The sequence below is a fragment of the Agrobacterium sp. lyk4-40-TYG-31 genome, from assembly GCF_030209855.1.
GTDB lineage: Bacteria > Pseudomonadota > Alphaproteobacteria > Rhizobiales > Rhizobiaceae > Agrobacterium > Agrobacterium vaccinii.
The window spans coordinates 1-13,004 of the sequence record NZ_JARVRE010000019.1 but is presented as its reverse complement, the minus strand read 5'-3'; the positions used below and the strand labels follow the sequence as shown (position 1 = coordinate 13,004).

The 13,004-nt window shown below is 54.3% G+C and carries 9 protein-coding genes; 1 reads left to right on the top strand and 8 read right to left on the bottom strand.

Annotated elements, in window-relative coordinates; genetic code table 11:
• Positions 1-225 precede the first annotated feature (225 nt).
• From QRN55_RS22615 to QRN55_RS22605, 3 genes are all read right to left on the bottom strand, one after another.
• Positions 226-822 carry a 3'-5' exonuclease gene (locus QRN55_RS22615; RefSeq protein ID WP_284778357.1) on the bottom strand — a complete coding sequence of 199 codons (597 nt, stop codon included), beginning with the start codon at positions 820-822 and terminating at the stop codon, positions 226-228.
• A 220-nt stretch (positions 823-1,042) separates the two neighbouring features.
• Positions 1,043-2,956, bottom strand: a complete 1,914-nt coding sequence (locus tag QRN55_RS22610) for a UvrD-helicase domain-containing protein (RefSeq protein WP_284778356.1) — start codon at positions 2,954-2,956, stop codon at positions 1,043-1,045.
• 334 nt (positions 2,957-3,290) lie between these two features.
• Positions 3,291-4,607, bottom strand: a complete 1,317-nt coding sequence (locus tag QRN55_RS22605; RefSeq protein ID WP_284778355.1) for a hypothetical protein — start codon at positions 4,605-4,607, stop codon at positions 3,291-3,293.
• 282 nt (positions 4,608-4,889) lie between these two features.
• Between QRN55_RS22605 and QRN55_RS22600 the strand changes: the two genes are divergently transcribed.
• Positions 4,890-5,183, top strand: coding sequence for a hypothetical protein (locus tag QRN55_RS22600; protein ID WP_284778354.1), 294 nt, complete (start codon positions 4,890-4,892; stop codon positions 5,181-5,183).
• Between the two features lie 92 nt (positions 5,184-5,275).
• Here QRN55_RS22600 and QRN55_RS22595 read toward each other — a convergent pair whose 3' ends face one another.
• The 5 genes from QRN55_RS22595 to QRN55_RS22575 all read right to left on the bottom strand — a co-directional run.
• Positions 5,276-6,985, bottom strand: coding sequence for a hypothetical protein (locus QRN55_RS22595; RefSeq protein ID WP_284778353.1), 1,710 nt, complete (start codon positions 6,983-6,985; stop codon positions 5,276-5,278).
• Positions 6,982-8,700 (bottom strand): hypothetical protein, encoded by a 1,719-nt coding sequence (locus QRN55_RS22590; protein ID WP_284778352.1) that lies wholly within the window; start codon positions 8,698-8,700, stop codon positions 6,982-6,984. Before QRN55_RS22590 ends, QRN55_RS22595 begins: the two co-directional genes overlap by 4 nt.
• Before the next feature lie 359 nt (positions 8,701-9,059).
• Positions 9,060-9,278: a hypothetical protein gene (locus QRN55_RS22585; RefSeq protein ID WP_284778351.1), complete on the bottom strand. Its 219-nt coding sequence runs from the start codon at positions 9,276-9,278 to the stop codon at positions 9,060-9,062.
• A complete protein-coding gene (locus QRN55_RS22580) occupies positions 9,259-10,035 on the bottom strand; it encodes a phospholipase D family protein (RefSeq protein ID WP_284778350.1) in 777 nt (258 codons plus the stop codon). Before QRN55_RS22580 ends, QRN55_RS22585 begins: the two co-directional genes overlap by 20 nt.
• A 72-nt stretch (positions 10,036-10,107) precedes the next feature.
• Positions 10,108-13,004: DUF3320 domain-containing protein (locus QRN55_RS22575; protein ID WP_284778349.1), on the bottom strand; the 2,897-nt coding region annotated here is incomplete at its 5' end.

The window sequence follows — 13,004 nt, the reverse complement described above, 5'->3', positions numbered from 1 at the left end:
CTGGGATCGAAAGAAATCGGTCGTACGCACCATACCGCATTGAGATGCGGCGACGATCGCAACGCCGTAGGGGATACCCGCCGAAACTTCATGGTCAGGTTCGTCGAGCGCATTTCAACGCCAAAAAAATTCACCCAGTTGGGCTGTCCAGGACATCTTATATACGCTCTAGACGTCAGCGAGCCCTCGTCGCATCCAAGAATGTCCTCTAACTTCGCAAGCACATCAGTTGAATGTTGGAGGGCGGTATAAGCAAAGCGCGTGTCGATAAGTGACATGATCAACGAGACCTTTCGGTATCTTCGAGTGATACGGCGCCCGACGTCTCGGTTGCTTAGGGTCACGTTGCGGTACCTTGTTCCGCTTTGGTTTAAACCGGCAAGCAGGGAAATTGGAACAGGACTGAAAATCTCCATACTTCCCAGATCTCCACAAGATGACGCCTTGCCGGCAAGCCGGACAGCGTTCCTCTTCGACAGGTGTCCCAACCGGTTCGGAGACAATCAAAGCGGTGTCGTTGACGAGCTCGTCCACGAATGGCGAAACCTGTCCTTGCACCGTGAACATCGCCACGCTCTTTCTTGCGCGGGTCAACGCTACGTAAAAAAGGCGGCGCTCCTCGCTGTCCGGATATATGTCACCATTCGGCATAGCCAAAGCAAGGACAGGGTCATCGACACGCCTATTGGGAAAACTGCGTCCACGGGGTCTACTGATCATTTCCGGAAGGATAACAAAATCCGCTTCCGCCCCCTTCGATTTGTGAATCGTTAAAAACGAGATATCAACCCATCGTTCGAAAGCTGACCACGTCACAGGCATGTATTGCCGATCCGCATTGTACCTGCCAAGCAAAAATACCGTTACCTTCCCTCGCGAGTTGGTGGCGTGCTTTCCGTCCCGCACGTCGCGGGCCAATTGATGTACGAAGTTTTCGATAGCATCCCGTAGGTGGTCCCTTCTCTCGACCTGAAACGCTTGGAGAACTGGACTTTCTGAAACTTTGTCCGATTGCACCCTCTCGGATATCGGGCCTGGGTTCTTACCGACAAATTGGCTCGATATATCGCACAGCTCCTGAGGACACCGAGACGTCCGCGCCAGCGAAGCGGTTAATCGATTGCCAGTCATCGCCCACAGCGAAAAAAGTTCGGTTGGGCTTCGCTACCAAGGCTCTGCATAGGCGAGACCGCGCCTTCGAGGCGTCCTGAAATTCGTCCGCCATAACCAACTCATAATGCTCGTCATGGGTCCCATTCTCTAAATGTTCGGCCGCGAGATTTAGCATGTCTTCAAAATCGATGCTCTCCTCCGCCGCGAGCGCAGCATCCCACTCCTGTAAAATCGGCAGCGCGATGTCCAGAAACATCCTGAAGCGCAGCTTGAAGACGTCGCGAGGTAATGACTCAACTTTCTCGTATAGTTGATCCTTCGTCAGACCGTTGCTTTTCGCGTGACTGATGAATGTGCGAACAAGCGTCGTCAGCTCTTCAGGAGCGAGTGGCCTAGCTCCCTCGTCGGGCAAAGGCCGATCGGGATTGGGATCCAGTTCGATACCACGGGCTGTGAGTTCTTTCGACAGGTGCTCAAATACGAGATCCTGCTTGATTTGATGCGAGGTCGTCTCAATAAGAGCGGTTCCTTTGGTCTCATGGAGTTCGCGCTTCCATTCGACCCCGGCGATGTAGTCACCGAAATGTTCCGGCGCGTTGCCTTGGGCGTCTAGCGCAAAATGCTCATGGTAGAGACCAATGTCCGGGTAGTAGAAATCTGGACGGTACTGACGATGAAGCGCGTCAACAGTGTCAATTTCATACTGTTGTTCGTAAGCGTAGTTTACGCCGTTATAGAAAAGCCAGTCGGCTATCAGGGCCTTTTCACGGCTTCGAACCGTTTTGCCGTCGAGCGTCTGAACTCTCCCGCGCCCCTTCTCGTCCCAAGTATCGGCGACGCCATTGGCTCCGGACACTTTCAGATCGTTGCGGAACACTAAGCGAAAAATGTCCCACTTCACTCGAAAGGTCGGAGATCGATCTTTGAGGTCGTCGACGATGGTCATCAGCTTCTTTATGCCGCCCGCGGCGTCGATCGCCCAATCCGGGATATCTGGTTTCCGGCCTGTTGCCTTTCCCACGATCTTCAATCCAAGAGCGTGGAAGGTTAGAGCGTCAACGCTCACATCGCCCATGCCCAATCGAGCGAATGATCTGGATGCGCGCTCGGCTAACTCCTCCGCGGCCTGTTTGTTGAAGGCCAACATGACGATGTTCTTAGGCTCTACTAATTTACGCTGGAGAGCGTACGCTGCTTTCGCGACCATTGTCGACGTTTTGCCAGATCCGGCAGAGGCGACAACCTGGATACGATTTTCAAAGCAGATGACGGCTCTTGCCTGTTCTTCGGTGAGTGGCCTGCTCTCGACATTTTCAAAAAGGCTTCGGCATTCAATCAGCTCGCGCTCAACGTGATCAAAATTTCGCTGTCGCCAATCCTGCTTTATTGTTTCCAGCGACAAGGATTTAAGTCGATCTATGAGTGAAACCGCTTTCGTCCCGAGGGCCTCCCGCACTTCGGGTTTCGCAAGGAGCCTCTCGACAGTCTCAATATCTGACACCGGAAGACCATTCGCTGACGCCAGCGCCATTTCGTGCGTAAGCCAACGAAATTCTGACCGAGCCTTTTCCTCGAAACCAAGTTTTTCCACCTCGCTTAGCGATAGACGTCGGTCGAAATCATCGAGGACGGAGAGATCGGACATCAGTGCCGCATGCGCAACGTACGCGTCGATTGTCTTGCGGAGCAACCTACCCTGTTTGCGTGGAAGACCGCCGAGCGTCCGCTCGTCCGAACAGAGTGGATGTATCACCAGCTTCGTCCATATGAGGCCTTGCCTAACCTTATAGGCTTGGGCCTCAAGTATCGGCAACCTGATCTCCGCCAAGCCCGTTTTGATCAACAGCTCGCCATCGTTCTGAGACACGTCCCACGCTGGAGACCCTGATATCAAGCGCCCAAGCAGAGTGGGTCTCCATACATCACCCATGCTCTTGGCGTCATTTACAGAGATAGCTTTTCGCGCCATCATTGAGAAACCAACCTGTTATTGGCCAAATAGGCCGACATTGAAACCGGCCAATACGACATCCAATACCTAGAATGAGTTAAGCGAGAAAGAGGCGATCGCCTTGAGGAAGTGTGTGTTGGTGTCAATCGTTATAACTCACTAAGATCCTTGACTTTCCTACGCGGTGCACAATGCGCGAGGCTCAGGCGGCGGCTATCTCCGAAAGTCACTCATCATCCTTCAATGCATCGGGATCGACTGCGCGCAGGAGAATTTCCTCGCAATGGTGCTGGAACAACGTGGACTGATAGAAGCGGCTGTATTCGGCTAGCGTCCGACGTTTCTCCCGCACGTCTTCATTAGTTATCGGATCCTCCGCCGGCACTCTCGTGGTGAGTGCCATGCGGTAGAGCGCGGCCGGGACGTGGAGGATCGAAGTGGCGTTTTCCATATCGAATCCGCGCGCATCGACCGGATTGCCATGTAAATAATCGTTTCTCAGCTTGAAGAGGCGATGATAAAGCCACTCCGCAAGCGTTCGATCGGACGCAGGACCTCTGCCGATTTTGACTGAGTGGCTTTTTTCGATCAGCATGCCGCGGCGCCATTCCACTCGCGCCAGCATGTCGAGGACCATGCGCTCATCGGCGCGACCGTCCGCACCCGGATGCACGAGGATTTCGAATGCACTGACCCAGTGGGCAATCACCCTGCCCCAGTCATAGATTGTTTCCGTGACGCTCGTGTTGGGCACCTCCATCGCCGTCGCCGCCATGTTAAGTGACCGTAGGATCGAGCGAACCTCCCAGGCTTCCCCCTTCTCTTCGAGATACTGCTGCGTCCAAAGACGATAGAGTCCTTCGAACAGGCCTGAGTGAACGTGGCTGTCCTCCACTTGATGAATTGGCACACTGGGAGACGCAATGCCGCGGAACCCTTTCAATTGGTGGAGCGCAGAGATTGCGGGGGTCATCGCAACTAGCCTATCGCTGCGGTTTGTGACCATCCACGGATAGATGTCGAAGGAACTCGAGTAGAATGGCCCGCGGTTGTTGTCCGACAGGATTGTGAGCACTCGGGTGTCGAGCGTTACGGCGGCGACAACGATGTCTTTGAAGCTGGCAATCGCATGCGCGACGGGTTTCCCTGCATATTCGCTGCTGACTGCAATGACGCTAGGGCGCAAGGCCTCGCCGTGACTTCCGGTGAATCGGGCCAAGAATGTCATCAGGTCGTCATTCGCCCCAACGAAAGCCTGGTAGCGTGGATCGCCGGAACCTATCAAAGCGATATGGGCGCCGCCAAGCTTGTTGGTGCGAACATCGACACTCGGCAAAACGGCAATCGGAGTCCACATCCTAGTTTCCTTGTCGGGATTGGACTTGCTCAAGGCTGGTCTCCTGATGAAATTCCGAGGTTCCGGATCGAACCCTTGGCTGTCGTAAATGGGGCGCCAATCGATTTGCGCGGTGCTCGAAGCCTGACCGCGAATCTCAGCGGCACCTCCCAGCGGACACTCTGGCTCGGCAGAACCCTTCAGCATTGCCTCACGCGAACGACGTGATTGGAGATTTCCCGTTCTCCCTTTCGACAATCACACTCCAGCCAAAAGTAATCCTTGCGAAACTCGTCCGTTTCTACTTGGCATTCTTCGTCTCCTGCTTTGTCGGCCGGGCAAATCTTCCAAACGCTCGTCTGAACAATCCATCCCCTTCCATAGCGTCGCGGATGAACGTCCGTGTTTCTGCTCGGACGACCTTAAGCATGCTTCACCGTTGCCGGTTGCAAGTTCATCGTCGAGCGTTGTGGTGAATGGAGGACGCAAATGATCATCGAGCACACATCGCTGGGAGCCATTTCCGTAACTGGTTGCGAGCTGAACGGGTGGGCGATCGGCTTATTCTTCGAGCGAACCGCTTTTGGGAAAATCGCGGCGGAAGCATACCTTGTCGGCCCTAAAAACAATGACATTTCCCTCAAAGGTCGGTTCACCTGCACCAAGTCTCTGCTTGCGGAACTAGCAACATTGGACAACATATGGGATGCATCATCCCCGTTGCTACGAGCTATTCCTGAAGATTTAATTGAAATCGAGATCGCGAAGTTGCAGGCGATTTAATCATCATCCGCACCATCCCCAGTTTTAGATCTGCTCGAAAGGAGCCCAAACGTTTGGCTTCGGACATTTTGGTGCGAACATCCGCAGCGTGATCAGCCATCACAATCTCCAACATCTGTCCGCTTCCCCGCAAGCACGTGAAGAGGAATTGGAAGTCGATATAGTCTGCATGCGACCAGCACCAGGTTTTCATGCCTAAATCTAACTGCTGACAATGCGCCGAAATCTTTCGAGTTCGTTATTTCCCGACTTGCCAGCTCAAGGAGCTTTTCCTTCCCGATGGATGCCTTGATCTCTGTAATTGCGGCACCATGAGTTTTGGTGTTCCTGTATAGGTGATCCTCGGAAATGTCGTCCGGCAACCAGAACTGCCATGTACAATGCGCGAGATGCTTCTCCTGAAATTCGGCCAGTTCCTCAAATGCGTCTCCTCTTTGTAGGAGCGCAAGCCAAAGGGCCAATGAGGGGTATAGCTCGCTTCCGGATGTGACGTCCTTCCTATACGCGTCCGAGGGTTGCGGATGCAGGGCGAGCTGACTGTATTCCGTAAGGATACACGGATACGCACCTCCAGTCAGGTAGGCGAACGCCGAGGCTTGGAAGATGCTCTCGATCCACCCTGCCAGAAACTGGAGATCCCCGCATCGTGTGAGGAACATTGCCGCAAGCGTTATCTCAATCGCGTGATCGTCTCGCAGCGGGCACTCAAGAACGCGATTGTTCCCGATTATGTCTCGGACTATGCGATGAGCGCGTTCGACCCCAACCTCGGCCGCCGCGACGACCTCTGCCTTCTCGTTAGGGTGGAGATTTTCTCGGGCATCAAGGATCCAAAGACCATGCAACGCAACTCGTCCTAGAACATCGAACACACGAAGATTAACATCGACTGGCGACCTTGATCGAACAGCCAGAGCAAGACCGTTTTCAATCTGCGAATATGCGTCGACGTGGGACCCGATATACTGTTCTGAGATCATCTGATGGAGCTGCACGCATCGCATCATCATCGACCCGACTTCCCTGCCCTTGGCGGTGTCGGCAATGTGCCGTCTCCCAAGATCCCACATCCACAACGCTGCGAGCTCGCTCGTTTGATAGGCAGCCTCCAAGTTTTGCGCATCGCGTGCCCAGACGAACACATTCCATGCGGCGAGATGCATTTGGCGTGCTTTGCGCATGAGACCGCCGTGATCTGTTGGCAGTATCTCTAGCAATTGCCATAGCAACTGACTGAAGTGCGCGACGCAGACTGCGGGCTCGTCTACGAACGCCAGCGCCTTGCGAAACGAGGCCTGCATCTGTTTGGGAAACATCTTTTCCCGCAACAGGCCCGAGACCATCATCTCAGCGATCTTGTCGCCATTCCACTCAACGAATTCGATCTTTCCTGGGACAATGTTCTTGTCCATGTACTTCTGGATCCGGAGGCGCACCTCCTCCTGTATGTCGCCACCGAAGCAAAGCGCGATCACAACCGGAAGCTTTTTGAATTGGGCGGCAACGTGCGTTGGGATGTAAACCTCGAGGATTTGTTCCAACGACACCCTGAGGGCCTGGCTGCCGTCCTCCCAGTGGCTTCTGCTTAGATTGCCAGCTTTGATAGAAAGGAGATAGACCGCCTTTTCTCCGGTAACCGGGTGCGGCCCGATGGCGACCACATCAACGCCGTACTGGGTCGTCCCTCGCTTTGGTCTCGATATCACGTTGAAGCCAAGCTCGCTGAGGACATCCGGCAAAATGACGTCCAACTCCTCCCGTTCATTGAGCGAAGCGAGATACTGTTTCAGCATGAGCTTCATGACACCAGTTCCTCTACTCGGAACAAGCGCACCATGCGATCAAACACCACTGGCTGGAGCACGCCCATGCGGGCAATTGGGGTGGAAACCTCGTAGCTTGCCAATGGCGTGACCTGCCTTATGGGTTCGCCGCCTGACAGGTCTTCCATATAGAAAATCGAGGACCGTCCGTGCAGGATCGTGCTTTTGTGGAAAAGGTTGCTGAAGATCGAGCGCTCTTCCGCAGACCTGTTGATCTTGGTTCGCTGCTCAAAATCTATCTCTGCCTGAACGCGGCGCTCGCTGGTCGAAGGCTGGAGCGCGGGGTTGGAAGGAAGAGCTGCATACTTTGCTTCTCGAGCTTCATGCGACTTTCGGACACGTCCGATCGAACTCTTCAAACTCCGAACTTTGGACTTCGCCGCTAGCTTTTGGTAAAGCTCTATGTCGCCGGGATAGTTCATCAACCAGAAGGAGACGATCCCGATTTCGAGGTCCTTCTGAGGTTTGCCACTGAGCGATTGCAGGCAGGCGCACAGGAGTGATGCAGCGGGCCCGTGAGCGACCAGCAAGAAGCCAAAAATCTTCCTGGCGAGAAAAAATATGCCCTCTTCGGTCAGGCCGAAGGGCTTGAGATTGAAATCATAGATTTTCCTGTCCAATGGATCGAAAAGATCATGCACTTGATCACGGATCGCGATCCCTCCGTGAAGTAACCACTCGGTGGCGAACCAACCAAGATTTTCGTCGCCCGACGCCTGGATCTTGTAGATTGTGCTTTGGAAGTTCTCTAGGTCAACGTCTGCGCTTGCGTTGCCAACGATTGCGGAAATTGTATCCGCGACCATCTGCCGGTCCGTCAGAAGGTCTGCCTCCGACAACGCTGCATCGACTAGACCGAGAACACGCGGGTTCTGCGACGTCACATTTTTCATCAGCTCAAAGGTGCGCTGTCGCAGCGGTTCAGGGTATGGATACCTGTTCTGGACAAAGCAGGTAATCAACTGATCACGGTCATCTGGACCTGGATCATGGGCCAGCGCTTCCAAAGATGCAATAAGACTTAGCGGGAGGTTCCCCTCAGCGAGATGACGAGCAGCTCCAAAAATAGCAGCATGTCGAATTGCGGAGTTTTCATCAGCAAGCCTCGCGACGAGCTCTTCAACCGCCTGCTCTCGAATATCGCATGTGGCACCGGCATACCCACCAAGGGCGATGACAGCAGCTCTAACAGCAGTCGGTGCTTTGTCCACACTGAATTCGAGTGCAGCGCCAAGTGCCGCGGACGGGTCCTTTTGGCGCCATTTATCAAGCAGCAGCGCAACGAAAGGACTGTCGCTTTTCGACCGGAGGACTTGCATTGTCGCCACACAGCGCGCCACGTCACCCTCGAGCCAGCGTCCGATAGCCTGCTCGTAACCGTAGGAACTGTGCTCTGACGACATTGAAATCAATGAATGCGTGAAAGGGATCAAACGTGATGCCGTTTCGGCGGTGGCGCCGATGAATCCCCTCAGCATAAAAGCGAGGCGTACGGCGTGGCTCCGATCAAGAACGAGCCATTCCAAGGCCTCGGCCAGCGAAATGATGTCGATGGCACGAGCGTCATGACTCTCCGCAGCAAGGACACCCGCCGCTTCCGCTGCTTCAAAGCTCATTCCAGCAACCAAAGCAACGAGACCGCCATCTGCGATTGCGGCTGAGAAGGTCTCTCTTGAAAACGGATCGGACGTCATCGTCTCTCCCGAAAAGCGAATCCTTGAACATTCAAGAAGGTAATAAATTTCACGGATGTTCGCTTGAAAAAATAAAACTTTCACCTGCCGGTGAATATGAAGAGAATTTCAAAGCTTGCTTTGGAAAGTGCCTTGATAGCGAAGGGAGCTGGACAACGTGCCACTAGCTACGCGCAAGTCGTCATTGACAATCAACTAGATTTTCGTCGGCAATAAAGACATCAATTGGGGTCTTCAGTTTCTGAAGTGGGGGCAAAACCTTACCAACACATCACGGAGCCAGAGCGTTTCGTGCCTGCCAGCTTTGGATGATAGCGGTTTAATAGGGTAGCTATTGATGGGACTACCACGACGCCAGATCAATGTGATCTAAGCAACCATTCGTCAAATTGATTGATGAACTCTCCGATGCTTGTAACTTTTTCCTTCTTTCCGTATTTTGTGCTTTTCGCGGAAGCGAATATCAGCTCAGCATCAGGTTCCCTATCAGCTTCATCCACCGTCAGAACACCGACAGCAGGAAGCGCGATAGCGTCTTGCTCCCTCACGATCGTAAGTTCACCTTGCTTCTCCACCACCTTCCAATATCCTGTCAAAACGGCCTTTGATCGGGTGATGTGGTAGTCGATGAGCCAATCGCCAACTTCTATGCTTATCTCCCCAACCTTCATAGTAGTCGGTGCCTTCCAAGAGACGATCTGCTTTTATCGCACTGTTGTGCGCCTCTTCAGCCTCATCGGTAGCCTTCCGGGCCCACCGCACTACTTTGATATTTGAGTCAGCGAAATCCGAAGGCTTTTCCCGTACAGCTTGGATCAGATCGTGCGCCGAAGCGACAGTGCGATCAGACGCTTCCTTCCTGATATTCCAGAGCCCCTGAGCAGCAACAATTTCGGCTTGAGTTACAGGTTTTGCCCCTGCGAAACGCTCATTGCACCAGTCTTGGATTTTGGAGTTTAGGTCGGTATCGTCGGAGAAGACATTTGCCTCTGACCAGCCGTAAGCAGCAACGCCCTCAACGACCAGCCCGTTGGTTGATGCGTTCGAAGAACCGAGGACGACGCCGGATCCGCTTGAGTAAACCTTGCCGTGAAGTCGCAAGTCAGATCGAACTTCAACGGAAGAGCCGAGTTGCAGTAGCTCCTCAATTTCGTGAGGATTACAGGCCCCAGACTCGAGATTGCACACAATCTTCAGGGATCGCCAAGGCTTGCGGAGTCCTAGTGAATCGATTGCTCCCGTGCCCCAGAAGGCGACCACTATCGTAGCCTCGTCAGTGGCTTCGAGAATTTCGCGGACCTTCGTGAGGGCTTTGTATTCATCTAGAAAAATCATGGTTGATCCTGAGGTAATTGGCTGGTTTTAAAGCTGGAGATTCTATCCATCGCACTCAATAAATCGGCCGCGTCACATGGTGGATGCACCGATCAGCATATTCTCGCGAACTTGAACCCGTCCCTCCGCCACCAGCAATCCGATGCGCGACTTGATGACTTCTTTCAATTGCGAGCTCGTCGCACGGAAGCCGAGACCGCGTGCGATCGCGTTTACGGTTTCATCTTCCGTAGCACCGAAACCCGCTTCCAAGACTGAAAGTATCCCCTCATCGACCTCCATGGGAGGTATCATCTCGATCCTTCTCAGGCTCGGCGAAAGCGCTGAGCTGCGGTCGCGGAGCCTCGCATCTACGCCTGGCCACAGCAGGAACTCTCCCGATCTGTAAACGTGTCCGCCGCTTACCGCCGCATCAAGTGCACGACCGACGTGCGCACGGATACGTCCACCTGCTTGCTGTAGGCCCCAGGCTGTGCGAATCCGGACCACGACCTCGTCGCGATGCACCGGTCCTTCTATCTCCACCATTTCCTTGATCAGCGAGACCAGCAGAGGTAGAGGCACCTCGTGAAGCTCGTATCTGAAGTCTGCCCTTAGTGATGCTTCCTCGTAGAAAGGAGTGGAACTTGCGAACGAAACAGGTTCCAAACTAATTTCCGTCACCGCGTCCCTTTCGATCGTGACTACCTCGACCAAAACTGCGCGGCGCGCGCCTTCTGCTGCTGAATCGCCCTGAAGTACATTGGCTTTCGCACGCTCGATGGCCTCAACGACCCGGTCGAGCTCTGCCTTGGGTCGTTGAAACCAATCGGAACTCCAAATCCGATGTATCGTCCAACCGTGGTCCTCGAGGACCGCTTGCCGTAACCGATCGCGATCCCGAGCGGATCTGGAATCGTGATAGGATGCACCATCGCATTCGATGCCGAGGAGATATCGGCCAGGGACTGCGTCGTCAGCCACGGCAAGATCAATGAAAAAGCCGGCGATCCCAACTTGCGGATGAACCTGATAACCTCTCTCATGCAGCGCGGTCATAACCTGCTCTTCGAATACGCTTTCCATATCACGTTCGGCGCGCTGAGAAATAGATAGTCGCCCAGTCCGCGCGTAGTGCAGGAACAGCTTGAATGCGGCAACGCCCTTCCCCTTAGCCCGCTCAAGGTCAATGTCTTCATCGGTGATCGAGGCGTAAACTTCGCATCGACGTTTTGCTCGGCTGATCAGTACGTTGAGCCGACGTTCTCCTCCTTCCGCTCCTAGCGGACCGAACCGCATCCCCATGTAACCTTGTGCGTTCTTTGCATAGGCCACGGAGATTAGAATTACGTCGCGTTCGTCGCCCTGAACGTTTTCAAGGTTTTTGATAAAGAACGGTTCGTGTGGATGGGAATGGAAGAAGTCCTCAGTCGCGGGATTGAGACGCCGAAGGATTTCGAGTTGGTCTTGAATTTCGCGCCTCTGCTTTACAGAGAACGCAGCGACGCCGAGCGAATGCTGCGGCGTGTTGATGGCGTGGCGGATGACCGCCTCCGCTACGGCCCTCGCCTCGACTTTATTTACGCCGTCATCGAACGTGCCACCGCTCACGGGGTGGAACCGAAGGCCCATACCAGCCTCCTGCGTATACGGGCTCGGTACGATGAAAAGTTTGTCGTCGTAGAATTGGGAATTCGAGACCGCAATCAACGACTGGTGTCTACTACGATAATGCCACCGCAGCATTTTTTCCGGAAGACCCCGCGCCGAGAACAAACCGAGGATGCTTTCGATGTCCGAGACGCTTGCACCATCCTGCTCGTCGTCGTCCTCAGATCCGCTTGAGGTCATCTTCGAGAAGAATTTCGTCGGAGGCAACTGACGCTCGTCGCCGACCACGACGACCTGCCGGGCGCGCGCAATCGCTCCCAGAGCATCGACTGGTTGGATCTGGCTGGCCTCGTCCATCACGAGGAGGTCAAACTCGAGAGCACCCGGCGGCAGAAACTGTGCAATTGACAGAGGACTCATCATGAAGACAGGCTTCAGCGCCTGTATGGCTGGTGAGGCCCTCTGCATGAGTTGCCGGATCGGCATGTGGTTACGCCTGCGCGCCATCTCTCCGCGCAGAATGCCGACTGGTCCTATGCCGCTGACCTGAGGAATCCTGCTATGATGAGCCCTGACGACCTCGAGCCTCGACAGGCGCATGCGGTTGCGATCGAGTTCGGCGAACTCGTTCACTAAGCGACCATGAACCTCACCATCAAACCGCGCAAGCTCAGGATCCCTTGATTGCTGATGCCGCAAGATCGCCTCATAGAAGGCGATTTCAAAATGATCGATGACTTGGGATGTTTTGAATGCGCCGCTCTCAAGCCCCTCGACGATTGCACCGACGCCGAGTTGCGCAGCATCGGTGGCCCTTCCGTTGTAAGCAACAAACTTCGAGAGTTCCTCGTCGCTCTCCACCCATCGCTGGAGAACGTTTCCGATGTTTTCGAGTCCGATGTCTGCGAGCACGTCGCTGGCAAAGATGAAATCAAGGTCTGCTCGGAGAAACTCAGTTATACCGGCAATGCGCTCGATCATCCTTGCGCAATCGTCAGAAGCTCTGCGGGCTTTAACGGCCAATCCAGCACGGTCCGATACCTTGGACGCCAGAATGCGAAGATGCCGATTATTCTCGATCCATTCGACGATTCCCGACAAGGTAGACCAATCGGACGCACCATCCCTCCAGAGTTCTCCAAAAGCGGCGTTACCCAGATCGCCGAGGCTCGACATGGATTTCTTGCGATCGCGCCCAGTAGCAAGCTGCTCCAGCCACTGAACACGAAGGCCATTGTTCTCTGGAGATGAGAGCGCGACTGTTGAAAACGACATGTCTGCGGTCGTGATCTCTTTTAAGACCGGAATCGCGTGAGCGAGAGGTTGAACCGCACCGGGTTTGCCGGAGGCTTCAACTTCTGAGAAAGTGGAGTCATCAT